Origin of the sequence: Microbulbifer sp. YPW16 (assembly GCF_021290385.1) — a bacterium.
Lineage (GTDB): Bacteria > Pseudomonadota > Gammaproteobacteria > Pseudomonadales > Cellvibrionaceae > Microbulbifer > Microbulbifer zhoushanensis.
The window spans coordinates 404,384-423,429 of the sequence record NZ_CP089928.1; the positions used below are offsets into that span (position 1 = coordinate 404,384).

The following is a 19,046-nucleotide window of genomic DNA, read 5'->3' on the forward strand; positions in this document are numbered from 1 at the left end:
ACGCGGCAATTCCCAGGGGCAGGAATCTCAACCACCCTTCCAGGGAGCAGGAGTATTCAATGAAACGAATTAATTTTACCCGCGCACTGCTGTCAGCAGCAGTGTCGGCTTCCATCAGCTGCGCACCGGGCGTCATGGCCCAGGAAACGAGTGCCGGCATTCGGGGACAGCTGACCGGACTCGACGGGCAGCCGCTGGATAACGCTACTGTGACCGTAGTGCATACCCCGTCAAACAGTCGCCGGGAGATCACCAGCGGCGAATCTGGGCGCTTTAACCTGGACGGGCTCCGGGTAGGCGGCCCTTACCGGGTGATCATCGATGCCCCCGAGGGGCGGCGGGTAGTCGACGGGGTTTATCTCTCACTGGGTGACACCCTGCCGCTGAACCTGAGCCTGGCGCCGGAGGCGATGGAAGAAATCAGTGTGGTGGCCAATGTCCAGGACCCTACTGCCACTGCGGTAGGGCCCTCCTCGCACTTCAGTCTTGACGACCTGGAAAGTGCCCCGGCGATTAACAGGGACCTGAAAGACCTGGTACGGCTGGACCCGCGATTGTACGTCGATGAGGCCTTTAACGATTCAGTACAATGTGCCGGCGCCAACCCGCGCTTCAACAGCCTTACTGTCGACGGCGTGCGGATGAATGATAATTTCGGCCTGAACAGCAATGGCTACCCTACCGAGCGGATGCCTTTCTCCTACGATGCCATCCAGCAAGTGGCCGTGGAGCTCGCCCCGTTCGATGTCCAGTACGGCGGTTTCAGCGCCTGCAACATCAATGCAGTTACCAAATCCGGGGACAACCAGTGGCACGGGTCGGTGTTTTACGATTACACCGATGACGGCATGCGCGGAGACCAACTGGAGGGCGACGATATCAATATTGCCCCGTTCGATGAGCAGCGCTACAGCACCACCCTGGGCGGCCCGATTATCCAGGACAAGCTCTTCTTCTTCGCCGCCTATGAAAAGCTTGACGGCGTGGCGACTTTCGATCGGGGCCCGGCCGGCAGTAACACTGCCACCCCGGTCCAGGGTGTCTCGCAGGCACAGCTGGAGGAAATCCTGCGTATCTCCCGTGATATTTACGGCTATGACCCGGGTGGGCTCCCATCCAGCCTCCCGGAAGAGGATGAGAAACTGCTGGTCAAGTTTGACTGGAATATCACCGATACCCAGCGGGCAGCCTTTACCTACAATTACAATGATGGCTTCAGCATTGCCCAGTCCGACGGCGACCCGGATGAACTGGAGCTTTCCAACCACTACTACGAGCGCGGCGCAGAGCTCAATGCTTACGTGGGACAGCTGTATTCCGACTGGAGTGACATCTTTTCAACCGAGGTCAAGATCGGCTACTCGGAACTGGACAACCGCCAGCTCTCGCTGGGAGGCACCGAGTTTGGGGAGGTGCAGATTCGCACCGAAAACGATGACGACGGTGATGGCAATGCGTCCCGGGCGACCGTTTATCTCGGCGCTGACGATTCCCGCCATGCGAACAAGTTGAGCTATGAAAGCCTCAGCCTGAAGCTCGCCGGCAACCTGCAGCTGGGTGAGCACCGCCTCTACGGTGGCTATGAGCGCGAGACGTTCGATGTCTTCAATATGTTTGTCCAGGAAGCCGAAGGCGAGTACCGCTTTGGCAGTATCGCGGAATTTGCCGCAGGTACCCCTTCCGTCCTGATTTACGAGAATGCCAGCGGGAGCAATAATCCCCAGGACGCTGCGGCCGAATTCAGCTATGCCATCGACACCTTCTACCTGCAGGACGAGTTCACCTTTGCCAGTGTCGACCTGACCCTGGTGGGTGGCTTCCGCTACGACCGCTATAGCAGTGATGAGCGGCCGGTAGACAATGGCGATATCGTTTCAGCTTACGGCTTCTCCAACCGGGCCAACCTCGATGGCAAGGACCTGCTGCAGCCACGTATCGGCTTCAACTGGAGCCTGGCCGACAGCGCTGAGATTCACGGTGGTATCGGCCTCTATTCCGGCGGCAATCCCAATGTCTGGATTTCCAACAACTATTCCAACGACGGCGTTACCCAGATAGAGACTTCACTCGCCGATTTCAGCCAGCAGAGCCTGTTCGACCTGGCCTGGACCGGCTCCGGCCAGCCGATCTACGACGTGCCGGCGGAACTCTATGACGCGGTCGCCAGCGGCGAAGGTGACAATGGCGGAGTCAACCTGCTGGACCCGGATTTCGAAGTGCCCTCGGTCTGGAAATATGCAATCGGTGGCAGCTACGAATTTGGCGACGGCTACCTGGCATCAGCCGACCTGCTTTACAGTGACTACCAGGATGCGGCAATCGTACGCGATATCTCCCGCGTCCAGGTGGGCACAGCCATCGACGGCCGCCCCATTTATGGAAGCGACACGGGGCGTTCGCAGGACTTCATGCTGACCAACGCCCGGGGCGATAGCGGCTACTCAACCGTAGTCTCCCTGGGGCTGAGCAAGTCCTTCGAGTCCGGCTTGAGCGCTGCTGTGGGCTACGCCTACACCGAGGCAGAGGATGTCAATCCCATGACCAGCTCGGTCGCGTTTTCAAACTACGTGAATATTGCCACCGCCGACCCTGAGAACCCGGGTACCGCGACATCCAACTATGTCGTACCCCATCGGTTCACCCTGAAGCTGGACTACGCACAGGAGTTTTTCGCCGGCCTGGAGACCCGCATCACCCTGTTCGGCTCCGCCAACGAGGGGCGCCCCTACACCTACACCTTCGATGACGGCTTCAAGTTCGGTGACTCTACCGGCTTTATCTCGCGGCACCTGCTCTATGTCCCCAGTGGTCCGGACGACCAGAATGTCGTCTTTGCGGAAGGTTTCGACACGGATGCTTTTTTTGCTTTCCTGGACAGTGAGGAGCTGGACCGGGGTGGGATAGCGGAGCGCAATGAACTCAGCAGCGACTGGTGGACCAAGTTCGACCTGAAGATCAACCAGGAACTGCCGGGCTTCCGGGCCGATGATCGCGCCAACGCCTACTTTGTGGTGGAGAACCTGGGCAACCTGCTGAACGATGAGTGGGGGGTAATGTACGAGGGCGGCTTCCCCCGTTACCAGGCGGCGGTCAGTGCCGGCGTGGACGAACAGGGACGCTATGTCTTCGAGGAGTTCCTGGATCCGGCGGGCCAGACCCGGGTGGCAGATGCCTCCCTCTGGCGCGCGCGGCTGGGCATTCGCTACCAGTTCTGATGTAACGACGTAGCCCTCAACCCGGGGCCAGCAAGGCCCCGGGTACCTGGCTCAGCTTACTCAGGCGTCGCCCAGCCAGCGTTCCAGGGTTTCCTGCAGGGATTCCTTGTTCAGCGGCTTGGTCAGGTAGTCGTCCATGCCTGCGGCCAGGCAGCGACCCTCGAACTGCTCTTCGGTGGTACTGGTCAGGGCAACAATGGGCATCCGGTCATCCGGCGAGTGCTCCGACTCCCAGTGGCGCAGCCGATCGATGATCTCCGCACTGTGGTCGGTATTCTGCTGGCAGTCCACCAGTAGCAGGTCGTAACTCTTATCCCCCAGCCGTTCCAGCGCCTCTTCCACTGCCGCAGCCACATCCACCTGGTACCCGAGTGCGCTCAGCATTTCCTCAGTCACCCCCTGGTGCTGGCGGGACTCTTCGATCAGCAACAGCGACCGCTGGCGGGGGTGGGCACTGATGGTGGAAACGATACGCCGGCTGGCCTTCTTCACCCCACCAAACAGCCGTTCGATCAGGGCATCATGCAGTTCCTTTCGGGTGACCGGCCGCCGGATGTACTTGGCTTCGGGCAACGCCTGCATCAGCGGAGCGAAATCGACCTTGTGTCCCGGCGCCCCCAGGCACACGACTTTAGATTGAGTCCCATCGCCATTCAGGCTGTTGAAAAACTCCGAGACCTCCACCAGCATCTGCCGGGCCCCCATGGCTGGCACCATGATCAGGAGTTGCTGCCGCTCCACTGCCCGCTGTAATTGCAGCACGGTCTCGCTGTTGGACCTGGACCACTTGCCGCAATCCACTTCCATGCCAAAAGACCGCAGCTGTTGCACCAGGCCGGAAACAAACAGGCCGCCCTCGTGCAGCACCAGCACTTCGCTGTCCTGCAGGCGACGATCGGGAGTCAGGTAGACCCTCTGGTTAGGCTCCATCGCAAGTTTGACCACCACTTCATAGCGGTTGCCCTCGGGCGTGGAGTTCACCTGCAGGTAGCCTCCCATTGCCTCGGCCAGTCCCTTGGCGATTGAGAGCCCCAGCCCGCTGGTCACCTGGTTGGTGTCGAGGCGGGCAAAAGCGCCGAACAGCTCGCTTTCGTCAGGCAGGATCTCTCCCCGGCCATCGTCATTGAGGTGGATGGTAAGCTGGCCCTCGAAACTGGTAATCGGGGCAAAATTCACCTGGCCCCAGAGCTCGCCGGCCTGGGCCACCGCAGTGGCGGAGTCAACCAGGTTTCGGATCAGTTGTGCGGTTTTGCGGTTGTCGCCGGTCACCATCACCGGGAGGTTGTCGTCAATCTGGAAGTTGAACTCCAGGTTCTGGCGATGAGCGGCCCGGGCGGCAAATTTGAAGGACTTTTCAATCGTCTTGACCAGGTTGAAAGGACCCTGGCGCAGCCGTATATCCTTGCGCGCGACACGCGTGAAAAGGCCGACGTTATCCACCAGCTTCAGCTGCTGGCTGCCGGCGTTCTTGGCCAGCCTTACCCATTCCCGCTGGCGCTCGCTGAGGTCGTCTGCCTCGAGAAGCGCCAGTGCGCCGAGCGAATCGGACAGCTGGCTGCGGAATTCCTGGCCGATATTGGCGACAAACTCGTTGGTAAGCTCAACCGCTGCCTCAGAGTGCTTGCGCGCGGCCGCCAGGTTGCTCGCCCGCTGCTGCAGTTCCTGCATTGCCGACAGGCGGTCCCAGTAATTCTGCGATTCCCTCCGCGCCTGGTGAGCGGTCAACCAGATAAAGGCAAAGGTCAGGGCACCATAGATGGTGCCCAGGATATCGGCGGACAGGATCGCCTTGACCGCGGCTGGAACCAGGCACGCGGAGACGAACCAGATAAGGAAGCGGTGGTATGGGGCAAAGACCGAGGCCACACTGGAGCAGAAAACCACCGTGTAGAGCCAGAGGAAATGGGTCACCGGGGCGAAGCCCAGTAACCACTCGTGGAACAGCAGGATTACCCCCCACCAGGCCGCCCCGAGGGTGGAAACGAAGAAGTACCGTCGGCGCCAGCGCACCGGGCCGGTGGCATAGAGGTGGCTGAAGCGGAATACATAGTAGCCCCGCACCAGTGTCAGCAGCACCAGCACCACACCCAGTACCAGCAACAAGCGTGGAGCCTGCAGGCGCAGGTCGCCCATGGCGGCGGCGATCGCAAAAGCCAGCAGGGTCAGCAGCATACCCCGGCGGCTGTATTTGGCGATCCGGGTATCAGTGGCCCGGCAGACTCGCCGATCTTTCTGTACCTTGAGTTCTGGGCGGTCAAATATTGGCATTATGCCCTTCCCTGAATAGGCCCGGCGGCCCGAATGCATGCATCGGGTAATCCCTAGCCGATACCCATGACTTCTACCAGCACCGTCTTGATAATAAACCCGAGGAGGCCGAGGCCCAGTGCCAGGAAAAGAATGAGGGTACCGAACCTGCCGGCCCTGGACTTTTTAGCCAGGTCCCAGACGATAAACAGCATAAAGAGGATCAGGCCACCGATACCCAGCCAGAGGGAGTACTCTTCAAATTGCGCAAACGTCATGGGTTACCACAGATACAAATTTGGCGCGCATTTTACATTTTACCGGGTCCACCCGCGAGTATTTTGCCGCCTAATGGCCAACTCTCCCGGGAGAAATTCAGGCCCCCTGGTAATAATCACCATCTTCGGCACGTGTGCCGCATTTCAGGCGCCGCACTTCGCGGTCGCGGTAACGGCTGTCATGCCAGCAACGCGGTAGTGCCTCACCGGAGAGGAAGCTCAGCTGGGTCTTGTCAAAGACCTCAGGATCCTGCACCTCCTCGCCCCACAGGTATCGCCCCACCACCGTCAGCTCATAGGGATTGGCGAGCGTTACGATATCGGCCACTTCCACGAGATGGTTGGTCGAAGTATCTCTGAACAGCATCTTGGCACCCTATTCATCATCTCTATCGACAGTATAGGGGCAATTTGTGGGAACCGGCCGGCTGTGGTGTAGAAATTCAGAAGCGGCCCAAACTTCATGCAAGCCCGAAAAAATCGAAGCCCTGCGTGCTATAGGGCCGATTACCATACGATTTTTACGAATTCAGCTACCGACAAAACATCGAAAGTATCGAGGTTTACCTGCATCGATACCGGAGTCAGCCCTCCAGCGTGAGTCTCGCCGATACCATGCCCTCTTCAGGCAGCGCATCCAGGTTTACCGTCCGGAGCATAAATTTCTGCTCTATGAGGGTATTGAACCAGGGCCGCAGGTCCTCGTAGCGCGCGCGCTCAATCCAGAGCCGAATCCTTCCCTGCCCCTCGGGCTCGAAGCGCTTGATGGTAATCTGGTGGCGCTCTGCTGCGGCCGTGACACGCTGCAGCAGGGTGCCCGCGCCCTGCTCGGTCATCGCGCCCGCTACCGGGTCCAGCTGCTCCAGTACCGGGCGCTGGGATTCAATCCAGGCGACAAGCTCCCGTGACTCCTCTGCCCTGGCACGGGCATCGTCGAAGAAGTGCTTGGCGGGCATAAACAGGCCGTAGACCAGGAACATCCCGCCGAGAAAAAGGGTCAGGGCCCCCAGGGCCCGCTGGTCATTGGGCGGCAGGGCCCGCCATCGCTGCTGCAGTTGCTCGATCTTTTCTTTCATCTTCCAGGGTGCTTATGTCTATTTATTGTGCTTGCTCAGCGCAGCCGGATCCGGCCCGAAACTCCGTCTTCGAGCTCGTTGGCAGCCAGCAGCTCGGCCCGGTACTGCCCGGAGGACAGGCGTCCCACAAAGCCATCCAGCTCCCCCAGGCTCGCGGCCTGCAGCTGGATCACCATCTCCCCACGGTTGCCATCGAAGCGCAGGGACTGAAGCTGTAATGGCTCCCCGCGGTGCTGCTCCCATGCCTGGCTGAGTGTGGTCACCTGTCGGGCGAAGCCGGCACCACCATTACCGGCCTGGTTCAGGTACCCCTGGATCTGGCGGCGGACATCGGCACCGGCACGTGCATTGGGAAATAGCTCGGCGAACAGCGCCCGCGCCTGCGCGTCCTGTTGCCCGGCCTGCCAGCTGTAATAAGCGCCGCCGGCGAGGAACAGCATCAACTGCAATACAAAACACGCAGCGGCCACCTTGAGTGGCTTTATCCACCAACTGGACTCATCCGCGCTGCCCACGGGCCGATAATCCCCCACCAGCAGGTTGGCCAGGAGGGGAATCCTGAGCCGGGAAAGCAGGTACTCCCCGGCATCCCCTTCAACCCGCTGCAGCCCATGGCCGAACAGCGACTCCAGTTCAGCCACGGCCATTTCGTCCTGCTCACCCGCACCCAGCAGGCTCAGCGAATGATCGGCCCGGGAAACCTCACCTACAGGGGAGCCACCATCCGGAGATTCACCGGACCGCTCGTCACCCGGCTCCGCCAGCGAGGCCAGCAGAGGCTGCAGGTAACGCCGGCGCACAGTGAGGCCATGCCCGGCGGCACGCCAGATATGGGCCCGATCCCCATCGAGCCACAGGCTTACGTCAGTATCGAGGAGATCCAGCAACTGGTACTCCGGCAGGGCTGCAGCCACTGGCCATTGCAGGCGTTGCAGCTGGGCACTGAGGGCCGCCATCTTCTCGTGACGGATCGCGTAAACCGAACAGAGGTCCCCGGTGCGCGGCTGGCAAACAAAATGCAGGTCTTCCACATCTTCCGCTAGGCGCTCCTCGACCATATAACCCACGGCGCTGCTCTGCTTTCGTGCCGCCCTGGGAATCGACTCGACGCCACTCCAGACCCAGCTGCCGGGCAATAAAAGGACGACCCGTGAACCCACAGGGAACTCCGGCGTCGCCGCACCGTCGACAGCTGAACCATCGCCCTCACGGGGCTCCACCATACCTGCAGAGACAGGGGCCACTGCGGGAGCGCTGTCGGCGGAAAAGGCACCGGCGAACTCCGCGTCGACTGGAACCGGGCGCCAGCCCTGGTCCGTCCAGGACTGCACGGTAACCCGGTCCGCCTCAGCCGTCTCGGCCAGTCGCAGCAGCACCAACGGCTGCCGACTACCTGCTAATTCTTTGCGCTCACTTAAGGTTTCAGTCATACGTCATTGTTTTCATTGGTTTTTTCGCCTGAAGCTGATTCGCTTTCAAGTAATTCCCGAACTTCATTGCCGGAGAACATGCGTCGCTGGCGCTGAACCATCGATACTTCGCCGCGCCCCTGATCGAGCCTGAAGGTCGTCTCCCAGTACTGCCGGTTTTCCGGCCCCGGCCCGAGCTGTACCGCAATCTGGGCGAGGAAGTACTGGCTATGGAACACCAACCCGGCGACTCCCCCCAGGCCGTAAGGGGCGAGTTGCGAGGCTTCGGTAAAAACCCCGTCCGCTTCACGGAAGCTCTTGATCTGCGATGCCCTGGCCCCCGGGGCCATGGCTTCCAGCAACTCCGCCGGGGCAAAGTTTACATTGATCACGGTACCCGACTCCGGCAAGGCGCAAAGGAACGGACGCAGGGCCTCCCAGTCCTCGCGCTCCATACCCTGCACTGCCGACAACTCCGAGATATCGGTAATCGGGATATCCGGGGTCCGGTGCGCGATCTCGCGTCCCAGGTAGCCATTGTCCTCAGTGCCCGGGGTCAGCGGCGTATCACCGCTGTCGACCCAGTCGAGCATTGCCGAGGCCAGGTCCCCCTTGCCGCTGACACTGCGCACCAGGCGCTCAAATATCGCCCGCTGGTCCGCCGATGCCTGCCCGGATCCGGCGAGATTATTCACATTAAAACAAGAATTTAAGTCCTTGATTTTAATGCGCATTTTTCCATTATCAGGATTGAATTGCAGGGCTTCGAGTGCCCAGCTGTCGAGTGCCGAGTCAGCCGACTGCGGATTCTCGCGATCCTGCTCGTGGTCACGCTCAAGCGCAATCTTTGTCCAGGCTTCCGCCCCGTGCACAAACTCCGCCATCTGCGTGTTGGCCAGCAACGCCGCTGTCCGGGAAATAGCGATGCGATTGCGCAGGATGGTATGGGTCACAGCAGCGATCGCAATTACCATCACCAGCAATACGGTGATCAGCGCGACACCCCGCTGCCCGGCCATGGATTTAGGCGTCATCCCGGGCCTCCCCGGAGCGTTCACCTGAGTCCTCACCCGAGCCCTCGTCAGTTCCGGGCTGGTCGCCTGCCCCCCCGGAGTCACCGGCACCATCACCGGGGTCTTCCTCGCCCCCGGGCCCCCGGCCACCGCCGGAGCCTGAAATAAACGAGGCGACCTGCGGCAATGTGTAGACTCGCCGCATTTCACCGGCATTGCGGGTTGTTACCAGCATTTCCACCGCCCGCGGCAAACGGCTGTCCGGCGCACCGGTCCCGGAGTTCGACCCGAGCGGCGGCCACTGGTCCAGCCACGCCTCGCTGTCGCCGTCGTAGTAGCGGAATGACAGGTTGTCCACGCCGGCAAGGAGTGGCTCGGTGATTGCCTCGGTGTCGGGCGCACGGTCCAGCACCCGCCAGCGCCGCCGCAGTAACAGGCCGCCAGTCTCGCTGGTGGAGTCCGCGCTGTCCTCCGGGAAACCCAGGCTGTAGGCCAGTCGCTGCAGCTCCCCGCGGGGTTCCCCGGTCAGGTTGGCGGCCCCCAGGCGGGTAAACTCAAGCTCATCGGCATCGCCGCGCAGGGACGGTTCATAGCCCGTGTAGCCGTTCTTTACCGGTCGCGCAGTAACCTGGCGCATATCGTCCTCGATCCGGTACATGGCCATGGAAATACGCCGCAGTTGCTCGGCCCGGGCCTCGAGAGCCCGGTCGGTACTCTGGAAGGAGTCGAGCAGCGCGTAAGACCCGATACTGATGATGGCTACCAGCACCAGCACCACCATTACCTCAATCAGGGTAAAACCGTGCTGGCGGCCGATTGGCCGGGACACTGGAGAGGCCGCCATTACTGGCGCCTCCCACCCGATGGTGCATTGCCGGCACCGGCGGTCGTGACGCCTCGCGCGGCCCAGGCATCCAGTGTCAGGCTCGGGGTTTCACTGTCGGGTTCGGCCACCTCGATGATGATATGCCGCAGGCGCTCTTCATTAGTGCTCTCGACCCGCGCGGTAACCTGCCATTCCCGGGCGCCCTGGGGCACGCGCTCGGTTTTCTCCCCCAGGGGCGGCCAGTCTTCTTGCAGGCGAATCTCCGCCAGGGCCTGCTGGGCGATCCAGCTGGCCGCCAGGCGTTCCTCCATCAGCGCCTGGTGTCGCACGCTGTCCTGCATGGTTTTCAGCACGCTGGCCGCGATCACGCCGAAAATGACCAGCGCCACCAGGACTTCGACCAGGGTAAAGCCGCCTTCGCGGCGGCTACGCTCAGAGGTCATCGGCCTGCCATTCCAGCTCGAGGCCATTGAGGCTGCTGTATGAAATCTTTGCCGCCCGGGCATAATCGCCGTTCTCCACCAGGATGACCGCCAGCTCCACCGGCAGCACTTCGCCGCTGGAGAGTGCCACAAATTGTGGGACCTGGGCTTCATCATCCCCGGACCCGGCGGGGGCAAATGCGGATTCTTCGGCACCGGGCAATTCGGCCTGCTCCAGCACCTCAAGGCGAATATTGTCGGGAAGGCGGTGTGCAGCAAAGCGGCTGGCCGAAGACCGGCCGGCCCCCTTCCCTCCCGGTTTTTCCCAGCGCATGGTGGCCGGCTCGAAGCGCACCACTGAATACTCGCCGCGCTCGAGCCGCACGCCGTAATGGGCCTTGTCGATCACCGCGCGATCGGCGACCAGCCTCAATATATTTGCCAGGCGCTGGGTCTCTCCGGTCCACACCCGGTGCCCCGCACTCCCCAGTGAAATAACCGCCATGCCGGCGAGCGTGGCAATAATCACGATCACCACCAGCAATTCGATCAGGGTAAAGCCACGGCTGCGGCGAAGCGAAGCGCCCATCACAATCGGCGTCAGCGGTTACAGTTCGCTGACAAAAATGTCCGAGGCCTCTCCCTCACCACCGGGCTTGCCGTCGGCACCCAGGCTGTAGAGGTCGTAAGGGCCCTCTGTGCCGGGACTGATGTACTGGTACTCATTACCCCAGGGGTCCTTGGCCTCACGCTTGAGGTATGGCTGGGTCCAGTTCTTGGCTTCCGGGAAGCCGGATGGCTTGCTGACCAGTGCCTGCAGGCCCTGTTCGGAACTGGGATAGACAAAGTTGTCCATGCGGTACATATCCAGCGCGGTCTCGATGGCGCGCAGGTCGGTCACCGCCGCCTTTACCCGCGCCTCGCCGGTCCGGCCCATGATGTTTGGTACCACCAGTGCGCCCAGGACCCCGAGGATCACGATCACGACCATGATCTCGATCAGCGTAAAGCCACCGTTTCTCTTCATTGTTTTCATCTTTTCTACCCTCTTGTTTCCAGGCCGATGCGGGACCCCCGGGTACCGTCCAGCCTTTATACCACCATCTGGTTCATGCTCATGATCGGCATCATGATCGCCATGACAATAAACAGTACTATCCCGGCCATGATCAGCAGCATGGCGGGTTCGAACAGGCTCACAAAGGCGGTTACCGCCCCCTGCAGGTCCTGCTCCTGGGATTCCGCGGCCCTTCCCAGCATCTCGTCCAGGGTGCCCGAGGACTCACCACTGGCGATCATATACACCATCATCGGCGGAAAGTACTGAACATCCTCGAGCGCACGCCTCAGGCTGCCACCCTCGCGTACGGACTTCTGTGCGGTTTTCAGCCGCTCCTTGAGGTATTCGTTCGACATTACACCACTGGCTATTCCCATGGCCTGGACCAGGGGTACGCTGCTGCCGGTAAGGATCGCAAGGGTGCCGACATAGCGTGCGCTCTGTGCGCCGCGGACCAACCAGCCGATCACTGGCATTTCCAGAAGCCGGTGATGGAAGCGATAACGGATTGCCGGCCGGCGCAACAGCGCGACCACCAGCCCCACCAGCACGGCGAGTGCGGGCGGCACCAGCCAGCCCCAGGCAGAGATGAAATCGCTCATGGCCACCAGGATGCGTGTCGGCAGTGGCAGGGCCTGGCCGGTTCCGGTAAATACCTCGATCACATCCGGTACCACATAAACCATCAGGCCGGTGACAACCAGGACGCAGATAAATACCAGCACAATCGGGTAAATCAGGGCCAGCTGGACCTTCTGGCGGAATTTCTGCTGGTTCTCGGTGTAATCCCCAAGTCGCTCAAGCACTTTATCGAGGTGGCCGGAGTGCTCACCTGCCTCGACAGTAGCACGATAGAGTCCCGGGAAGGCCCGGGGAAAACTGCCCAGTGCCTGGGCGAAACTGTGCCCCTCCAGTACCTTGCCACGCACGGCCAGTACGATCCGGCGGATCTTGTGGTTACGGGTCTGGTTGGCGATGGCCCCCAGGGACTCCTCCAGCGGGATACCTGCACGCAGCAGGGTCGCCAGCTGCCGGGTCAGCAATGCCAGGTGCTTGACGCTCAGGCCGGGGCTTCCCGCCAGCAGGCCGCCCGAATGGCTCTCTGCCGGCCCCGCGGCCGGCTCCACCTCGAGTGGCACCAGCCCGCGTGAGCGCAGCTGCTGCCGCGCGGCCCGGGCACTGTCGGCTTCGAGGGTGCCGCGGTTCTTGCGGCCCGAGTCGGTCAGGGCGATGTACTGGAATGCGGCCACAATCAGGACTCCTGGGTTACCCGCAGGACTTCTTCCAGTGAAGTCACACCGGACAGCACCTTGGCAATGCCATCCTCCCGTATGCTGGGGGCCACCTTGCGGGCCTCGATCACCAGCTTGCTCTCTGAAGCCCGGTCGTGAATCAACTGGCGCATGGTTTCGTTGACCGGTACCAGCTCATAAATACCAACCCGGCCGGTATAGCCGCTGTGGTTACAGGCCTCGCAGCCACGGGGTCGATAAATCGTGACATCCTCGTCACCGCCAATCCCCAGCATGCGGCGTTCAGTGGAATCAGCCGGGTGTGCCTCGCGGCACTCCTCGCACAGCACCCGCACCAGCCGCTGCGCCAGCACGCCGATCAGGCTCGATGACAGCAGGAACGGCTCGATACCCATATCGACAAGGCGCGTTACCGCGCCCAGGGCGGTATTGGTGTGCAGGGTGGACAGTACCAGGTGCCCGGTCAGGCTGGCCTGGATGGCAATCTGCATGGTTTCGAGGTCACGGATCTCACCGACCATCACCACATCCGGGTCCTGGCGCAGGATCGCACGCAGGCCGCGGGCAAATGTCATATCAGCCTTGGTATTGACCTGGGTCTGCCCCACCCCCTCGAGGTTGTACTCGACCGGGTCCTCAACCGTCAGGATGTTCTTCTCGCGGTTGTTGATACTGCCGAGTCCGGCATAGAGGGTGGTGGTCTTACCCGAACCGGTGGGCCCGGTTACCAGCAGGATACCGTGGGGACGGGTCAGCAGGTCGGTCATTACTTCAAGGTCGTGGCCGGCCATGCCCAACTGGCGCAGGTCCATCTTGCCTGCCTGCTTGTCCAGCAGTCGCATCACGACCCGCTCGCCGGCACTGGAGGGCATGGTGGAAACACGCACATCGACCTCGCGGCCGGCCATCAGCAGGGAGATCCGGCCATCCTGCGGGACCCGCTTCTCCGCGATGTCCAGCTTCGCCATTACCTTGATACGGGAGACCAGCAGTGGTGCCAGGGCCCGGCGGGGCTCCAGTACCTCGCGCAACACGCCATCCACGCGGAAGCGCACCACAAGGCGTTTCTCGAATGTCTCAATATGGATATCCGAGGCCCCCTGCTTGAGGGACTCGGCAAAAATGGCATTAATCAGCTTGACGATGGGCGCATCGTCTTCCTGCTCCAGCAGGTCCTCGGTCTCGGGCAGCGCATCGACAACGGCAGCCAGGTCCAGCTCATCGCCAAGTCCCTCGACATCCGACAGGTTGCCACCCTCGCGGTTTTCATAAAGTCCCTGCAGGGCCGCCTGGAACTCGCTTTCACCGACCGCCTCGATATCCAGTTCGGCGCCGGTCAGCCGCTGCACCTCACCCAGTACGGTCGGGTTGAGTGGCGCCACATACTGGCAACGGGGCTGCCCGTTCACATCCACCAGCAGCACCCGGTGGCGCTTGGCGAAGGCATAGGGGAGACGCCGGGAAGACGCCGCCGCGGATACCGCATTGGCCGTCATTTTTCTGCCCCTGCCTCTTCCGCTTCCAGCACCTGGACCGGGGGGGCAGATTCGGCATCATCGTAGGAGCCCGAAGGTGGCAGCAGGTCCGGGAGCACGTCACCCCGGTGCCAGTCCCAGATGTAGCTGGTGTTGTCCTTGATGTCCAGCTGCTTGCGCTGCAGGTCCAGGTAGCGCTTGCGCGTCTCCTCGTAGCCGGCGCGGCGCGTGGTGAGGATCCGCGGGCGCAGGAACACCATCAGGTTGGTCTTGGTGACATCCTTGAAGCTGGACCGGAACAACCGCCCAATGCCGGGAATATCCCCCAGTAGCGGCACTTTTTCCTTGGTCTCGGTAACCTGGTCCTCGATCAGGCCACCCAGTACCAGCATCGCCCCATCGTCAATCAGTACCCGGGTACGGATCTCGCGCTTGCTGGTGACGATATCCGAAGCACCCTCGTTGGTGGGGAGCACGTTCTCGACTTTCTGCTCGATATCCAGGGTTACAGAATTATTGTTGTTCACCCGCGGGGTGACCTTGAGGGTGGTACCGATATCCTGCCGCTGGATGGTGGTGAACGGGTCATTGTTGCTGCCGGACAGCAGCTGCTCACCGGTGATAAACGGCACGTTCTGGCCCACCAGGATTTCGGCTTCCTCGTTGTCGAGCGCCATGATGGTGGGCGTCGAGAGGATATTGGCGTTGCTCTCCCGCGCGATTGCATTCACTGCCACGCGGATATCGGTACCACTCAGGTAACCCAGGTTCAGTGCGCCCGGGACCAGCAGGTTGCGGGGATCCAGTGAGAAGGGATTGAAATCCTCACTGACGACGTTGCCGTCCTCGTCGACCACGTTACTGCGGGCGGCATCGTTGCGGAAACCCGCCACTACATCGTCGCTGGCGCCGGCGATCCACCGGATGCCAAGCTCGTTGCCGGTACCCTCAGTCACTTCGACAATAATCGCCTCGATCAGCACCTGCGCCCGGCGCACATCCAGCTTGGCAATCACACCCTTCATGGTTTCCAGCAATGCTGGCGGTGCGGTCAGGACCAGGGAGTTGAGGGATTCATTGACCTGGATGCTGACCTCGACATCGGCCGCCTGCTGGTCCTTTTCCGTCTTCTGGATACTGCCACTCATGCCCTCGAGAATCGGCTTCAGGTCGGCAGCCTTGGCATACTGCACGTAAATGACGGCGGTATTGCCGTCCCCCTCGAGCGGCTGGTCGAGCCGCATGATCACGTTCTTGAGCTGCTGGCGGGTCACCGGGTCGCCGGTCAGCAGTACGGAATTTGAGCGTTCATCGACCGCAATGCGCAGCGGCTGGGCCTCGTTAGCCTGCTTGCCGCCGGACTGCAGCAGCTCGCTCAGTACCTGCTTGACCTCCTTGGCGGAGGCAAACTGCAGCGGCACCAGCTCGATATCGATGGCCCCGGCACGGTCCAGCTGCCGAACCAGGCGGACAATCTGGTCAATGTTGGCGGCGCGATCGGCGATGATAAGGGTGTTCGTGTCGGAATAAGCAGCCAGGTGGCCGGTCTGGGGGATCAGGGGCCGCAGCATGGCGATCAACTGGGTCGCGGAGATATTTTCAACCCGCACCGTGCGTACTACCAGTGACTCCGCCGGTGCGCGCGAGCTGTCGTCGGTGACTGGTATCGCCTGCTGCTTGGCCAGGGCATCCGGCACCACTTTCCAGGTACCGCCCTGCTCCACCAGGCTGAAGCCGTTGACCTGCAGCACCGACATGAAGACATCAAAAGCCTCCTCATGGGTCATCGGGTCGCCGGCCACCACCGTGACCTTACCCTTGACGTTCGGGTGAACGATGATGTTCTTGCCGGTGAAGTCAGCTGCCCAGTTGATCAGGTCGCGAATATCGGCGTTATCGAGAGACAGGGTGACTCTTTCCGGGGATTGCGCCACGACTGACGTTGCTAGCAATGCCACTGCAAATGCGGCTAGCAGCCGCCGGTAAACCATCCTGATCATTGATTAACTGACTCTTATTTGAGATGTCGCGATGCAAATTTGGGACGTCGCGATGCAAAAATCTTGTTGTTTTATTCAGTACTACTGGGTCTGGCGCTCTGCCCGGCGCTCCTTTGCCAGGCGCCGCAGCTCCTCCAGCCGATCGCGCACCGAGGCCCGTGACCGCTCGTTATTGGTGTTGCTACTGCTCGAGCGGAGCGCCGCCCTGGCCGCAGCGCTGGCACTGCTGGCCGAATAGTTGCGTTGGGGAACACTGGGCCGCCCATCCGCATCGGGATAGGTCAGCTTTTCCATCTGCCCCCCGCGTTCCAGCACAATATGGTCAACAGCCACCGAGTGCAACTTTGCGCCACCGGGCAAAGCTTCACCGACGTAAACCCGTTCGGCCGGCTTGCCCCGCTCGGCCACCAGTGCACTGGCGCGCTGCTTCTGGCTGCTGTCCAGTACGCCTGACAGCACCAGGTTCAGCTGGGTGATGGGTATATTGGCCAGATCCAGTTCCGGTTCTTCCCCACGCTCTTCGGCCGCCGCCGTGCCGAAAAATGCAGTTGCAGGCAGGCGTGCGGAGCGCGCATTGGCTACCGGACCGGCCTCACGGGAAGCAAGGAGAGAGCCCTCCGGGGAAGAAGGGATGAGCAGTGAGCCATAGGCGGTCGCATTCAGCAGCAACCACCCACCGGCCACGGCGGCTGCGGCCACGGTGCTGCGCGGAAGTGACTTGCGGCCTTCAGTGCGCGCGAAACGATCGCGAAAAGCACTGAACGCACGAGATACTGCGGTCATGGAACACCCTGTGAGTCAATAACGAGATCGACTTACCTAAACTGTTATTGACGCCTATTGTCTTTGGTCACACCCGGAAAGGCAATGTTCCGTATTTGGCGTCGGGTACCACTTAGAGGGCACCCACAGGTATCCAGACGAGAAAAAGTCCTGATACCGCCCGGCATTGCCTGGCTGGCGCAAAGAAGGCGGCCCGGGGGCCGCCTTCCGAATGCCGGGTAGTATATTAACCCAGGATTACAACTTTGTTTCGAGCTCCGGCACGGCGTCAAACAGGTCTGCCACCAGGCCGTAATCTGCCACCGAGAAGATCGGCGCTTCCTCGTCCTTGTTGATAGCGACGATCACCTTGGAATCCTTCATACCTGCCAGGTGCTGGATGGCACCGGAGATACCAACGGCGATATACAGGTCCGGGGCTACGATCTTGCCGGTCTGGCCCACCTGCATGTCGTTGGGCACGAAGCCCGCATCCACGGCTGCGCGCGACGCACCCACAGCGGCTCCGAGCTTGTCGGCAACCTTGTAGAGCATCTCGAAGTTGTCGCCATTCTGCATGCCGCGGCCACCGGAGATGACCACCTTGGCAGCCGTCAGGTCCGGGCGATCGGACTCGGCGAGCTCCTCACCGACAAAGCTGGACACGCCGGCATCATCGGCAATATCAACGGCTTCCACCGTCGCAGAGCCGCCCTCAGCGGACACGGCGTCAAACGCGGTAGTGCGCACAGAAACCACCTTGATGGCATCGGAGCTCTGCACGGTGGCAATGACGTTACCGGCATAGATCGGGCGCTTGAAGGTATCGGCGCTCTCGACTGCGATGATGTCGGAAATGGGCTGCACATCCAGCAGCGCCGCAGCGCGTGGCAGCATGTTCTTGCCGGTGGTAGTGGCCGGGGCCAGCACGTGACCGTAGTCCTTACCCAGGTCAGCAACCAGCTTGGCCACGTTTTCTGCCAGCTGGTGGCCGTAGGCTGCGTTATCGGCAACCAGGACCTTGCTGACACCTTCCACCTTGGCAGCCGCCTCGGCAGCCGCGCCGCAGTCGGCACCGGCAACCAGTACGTGAATATCATCACCAATCGCCTTGGCAGCAGCGATGGTGTTCAGTGTCGCGCCCTTCAGTTCGGCGTTGTCGTGTTCCGCAATAACCAGGATGCTCATCAGATTACCTTCGCCTCGTTCTTCAGTTTTTCCACCAGTTCCGCTACGTCAGCGACCTTCACGCCCGCCTGGCGCTCAGCCGGCGGCTCGACCTTCAGGGTCTTGAAGCGCGGGGCAATATCGACACCCAGCTCAGCCGGGGTGGTGGTATCCAGCGGCTTCTTCTTGGCCTTCATGATGTTCGGCAGGGAGGCGTAGCGCGGCTCGTTCAGGCGCAGGTCGGTGGTGACAATGGCCGGCAGCTTCAGCTCAATGGTCTGCAGGCCACCGTCGATCTCGCGGGTCACCTTGGCAGAACCGTCTTCCACGACCACCTCGGAAGCGAAGGTACCCTGGGCCATGCCGGTCAGTGCGCCCAGCATCTGGCCGGTCTGGTTGTTGTCGCCATCGATGGACTGCTTGCCCATGATGACCATTTGCGGCTCTTCCTTCTCAACGATGGCTTTCAGGCACTTGGCCACGCCCAGGGGCTGCAGTTCTTCATCGGTCTCGACCAGGATACCGCGGTCGGCACCCAGGGCCAGGGCGGTACGAATCTGTTCCTGGCACTGCTTTGAGCCCATGGAAACAACAACGATCTCGCTGACTACACCCTTTTCCTTGAGGCGAACCGCCTCTTCGACGGCTATTTCACAGAAGGGGTTGATCGACATTTTCACGTTTGCGGTATCGACGTCGGAACCGTCCGCCTTCGGGCGAACCTTGACGTTGTAGTCCACAACGCGTTTCACAGCTACAAGAACTTTCATGGAAATCCCGTCTCGCTAATCTATTTTGGAGCCGCGACTGACAGGTCATATCGCGAACAAATATGATTCTTCG

Annotated in this window: 17 protein-coding genes; 1 reads left to right on the top strand and 16 read right to left on the bottom strand. The window is 61.3% G+C overall.

Annotated elements, in window-relative coordinates:
• Positions 1 to 59 precede the first annotated feature (59 nt).
• The gene (locus tag LVE68_RS01760) at positions 60 to 3,215 is read left to right on the top strand and encodes a TonB-dependent receptor (protein WP_232942600.1); all 3,156 of its coding nucleotides are present in this window, start codon (positions 60 to 62) and stop codon (positions 3,213 to 3,215) included.
• A 60-nt stretch (positions 3,216 to 3,275) separates the two neighbouring features.
• Here LVE68_RS01760 and LVE68_RS01765 read toward each other — a convergent pair whose 3' ends face one another.
• From LVE68_RS01765 to LVE68_RS01840, 16 genes are all read right to left on the bottom strand, one after another.
• A complete protein-coding gene (locus LVE68_RS01765; RefSeq protein WP_232942602.1) occupies positions 3,276 to 5,483 on the bottom strand; it encodes a hybrid sensor histidine kinase/response regulator in 2,208 nt (735 codons plus the stop codon).
• A 53-nt stretch (positions 5,484 to 5,536) separates the two neighbouring features.
• Entirely contained in the window at positions 5,537 to 5,740 is a 204-nt protein-coding gene (locus tag LVE68_RS01770; protein ID WP_232942604.1) for a DUF2788 domain-containing protein, read from the bottom strand.
• 97 nt (positions 5,741 to 5,837) lie between these two features.
• Positions 5,838 to 6,107, bottom strand: a complete 270-nt coding sequence (locus LVE68_RS01775) for an acetyltransferase (protein ID WP_232942606.1) — start codon at positions 6,105 to 6,107, stop codon at positions 5,838 to 5,840.
• A 217-nt stretch (positions 6,108 to 6,324) separates the two neighbouring features.
• On the bottom strand, positions 6,325 to 6,816 hold the full coding sequence (gene gspM / locus LVE68_RS01780; RefSeq protein WP_232942608.1) for a type II secretion system protein GspM: 492 nt from the start codon (positions 6,814 to 6,816) through the stop codon (positions 6,325 to 6,327).
• A 35-nt stretch (positions 6,817 to 6,851) separates the two neighbouring features.
• The gene (gene gspL, locus LVE68_RS01785) at positions 6,852 to 8,246 is read right to left on the bottom strand and encodes a type II secretion system protein GspL (protein WP_232942610.1); all 1,395 of its coding nucleotides are present in this window, start codon (positions 8,244 to 8,246) and stop codon (positions 6,852 to 6,854) included.
• On the bottom strand, positions 8,243 to 9,259 hold the full coding sequence (gene gspK / locus LVE68_RS01790) for a type II secretion system minor pseudopilin GspK (RefSeq protein WP_232942612.1): 1,017 nt from the start codon (positions 9,257 to 9,259) through the stop codon (positions 8,243 to 8,245). Before gspK ends, gspL begins: the two co-directional genes overlap by 4 nt.
• Positions 9,249 to 10,082 (bottom strand): type II secretion system minor pseudopilin GspJ, encoded by an 834-nt coding sequence (gspJ, locus tag LVE68_RS01795; RefSeq protein ID WP_232942614.1) that lies wholly within the window; start codon positions 10,080 to 10,082, stop codon positions 9,249 to 9,251. Before gspJ ends, gspK begins: the two co-directional genes overlap by 11 nt.
• Positions 10,082 to 10,507: a type II secretion system minor pseudopilin GspI gene (gspI, locus tag LVE68_RS01800; RefSeq protein WP_232942616.1), complete on the bottom strand. Its 426-nt coding sequence runs from the start codon at positions 10,505 to 10,507 to the stop codon at positions 10,082 to 10,084. The genes gspJ and gspI overlap by 1 nt, the downstream gene beginning before the upstream one ends.
• Positions 10,497 to 11,075: a type II secretion system protein gene (locus LVE68_RS01805; RefSeq protein ID WP_232942618.1), complete on the bottom strand. Its 579-nt coding sequence runs from the start codon at positions 11,073 to 11,075 to the stop codon at positions 10,497 to 10,499. The genes gspI and LVE68_RS01805 overlap by 11 nt, the downstream gene beginning before the upstream one ends.
• Before the next feature lie 18 nt (positions 11,076 to 11,093).
• Entirely contained in the window at positions 11,094 to 11,522 is a 429-nt protein-coding gene (gspG, locus tag LVE68_RS01810) for a type II secretion system major pseudopilin GspG (RefSeq protein ID WP_305080394.1), read from the bottom strand.
• A 56-nt stretch (positions 11,523 to 11,578) separates the two neighbouring features.
• The gene (gene gspF, locus LVE68_RS01815; protein WP_232942620.1) at positions 11,579 to 12,796 is read right to left on the bottom strand and encodes a type II secretion system inner membrane protein GspF; all 1,218 of its coding nucleotides are present in this window, start codon (positions 12,794 to 12,796) and stop codon (positions 11,579 to 11,581) included.
• Between the two features lie 2 nt (positions 12,797 to 12,798).
• Positions 12,799 to 14,295: a type II secretion system ATPase GspE gene (gspE, locus tag LVE68_RS01820; RefSeq protein WP_232942622.1), complete on the bottom strand. Its 1,497-nt coding sequence runs from the start codon at positions 14,293 to 14,295 to the stop codon at positions 12,799 to 12,801.
• A complete protein-coding gene (gene gspD, locus LVE68_RS01825; RefSeq protein WP_232942624.1) occupies positions 14,292 to 16,274 on the bottom strand; it encodes a type II secretion system secretin GspD in 1,983 nt (660 codons plus the stop codon). The genes gspE and gspD overlap by 4 nt, the downstream gene beginning before the upstream one ends.
• Positions 16,275 to 16,355: 81 nt before the next feature.
• Positions 16,356 to 17,057, bottom strand: coding sequence for a type II secretion system protein N (locus LVE68_RS01830; RefSeq protein WP_232942626.1), 702 nt, complete (start codon positions 17,055 to 17,057; stop codon positions 16,356 to 16,358).
• 237 nt (positions 17,058 to 17,294) lie between these two features.
• Positions 17,295 to 18,224, bottom strand: a complete 930-nt coding sequence (locus LVE68_RS01835; protein ID WP_232942628.1) for an electron transfer flavoprotein subunit alpha/FixB family protein — start codon at positions 18,222 to 18,224, stop codon at positions 17,295 to 17,297.
• Complete coding sequence (locus tag LVE68_RS01840; protein ID WP_232942630.1) at positions 18,224 to 18,973, bottom strand: electron transfer flavoprotein subunit beta/FixA family protein; 750 nt, start codon at positions 18,971 to 18,973, stop codon at positions 18,224 to 18,226. The genes LVE68_RS01835 and LVE68_RS01840 overlap by 1 nt, the downstream gene beginning before the upstream one ends.
• Positions 18,974 to 19,046 lie beyond the last annotated feature (73 nt).

Bases quoted from the DNA above. Each gene is read 5' to 3' on its own strand.
- LVE68_RS01830 (WP_232942626.1), bottom strand. From the start codon at position 17,057: ATGACCGCAGTATCTCGTGCGTTCAGTGCTTTTCGCGATCGTTTCGCG.
- gspJ (WP_232942614.1), bottom strand. From the start codon at position 10,082: ATGGCGGCCTCTCCAGTGTCCCGGCCAATCGGCCGCCAGCACGGTTTT.
- gspG (WP_305080394.1), bottom strand. From the start codon at position 11,522: ATGAAAACAATGAAGAGAAACGGTGGCTTTACGCTGATCGAGATCATG.
- gspK (WP_232942612.1), bottom strand. From the start codon at position 9,259: ATGACGCCTAAATCCATGGCCGGGCAGCGGGGTGTCGCGCTGATCACC.
- LVE68_RS01775 (WP_232942606.1), bottom strand. From the start codon at position 6,107: ATGCTGTTCAGAGATACTTCGACCAACCATCTCGTGGAAGTGGCCGAT.
- LVE68_RS01765 (WP_232942602.1), bottom strand. From the start codon at position 5,483: ATGCCAATATTTGACCGCCCAGAACTCAAGGTACAGAAAGATCGGCGA.
- gspM (WP_232942608.1), bottom strand. From the start codon at position 6,816: ATGAAAGAAAAGATCGAGCAACTGCAGCAGCGATGGCGGGCCCTGCCG.
- gspI (WP_232942616.1), bottom strand. From the start codon at position 10,507: ATGACCTCTGAGCGTAGCCGCCGCGAAGGCGGCTTTACCCTGGTCGAA.
- LVE68_RS01805 (WP_232942618.1), bottom strand. From the start codon at position 11,075: ATGGGCGCTTCGCTTCGCCGCAGCCGTGGCTTTACCCTGATCGAATTG.
- LVE68_RS01835 (WP_232942628.1), bottom strand. From the start codon at position 18,224: ATGAGCATCCTGGTTATTGCGGAACACGACAACGCCGAACTGAAGGGC.
- LVE68_RS01760 (WP_232942600.1), top strand. From the start codon at position 60: ATGAAACGAATTAATTTTACCCGCGCACTGCTGTCAGCAGCAGTGTCG.
- gspE (WP_232942622.1), bottom strand. From the start codon at position 14,295: ATGACGGCCAATGCGGTATCCGCGGCGGCGTCTTCCCGGCGTCTCCCC.
- LVE68_RS01840 (WP_232942630.1), bottom strand. From the start codon at position 18,973: ATGAAAGTTCTTGTAGCTGTGAAACGCGTTGTGGACTACAACGTCAAG.
- LVE68_RS01770 (WP_232942604.1), bottom strand. From the start codon at position 5,740: ATGACGTTTGCGCAATTTGAAGAGTACTCCCTCTGGCTGGGTATCGGT.
- gspD (WP_232942624.1), bottom strand. From the start codon at position 16,274: ATGATCAGGATGGTTTACCGGCGGCTGCTAGCCGCATTTGCAGTGGCA.
- gspL (WP_232942610.1), bottom strand. From the start codon at position 8,246: ATGACTGAAACCTTAAGTGAGCGCAAAGAATTAGCAGGTAGTCGGCAG.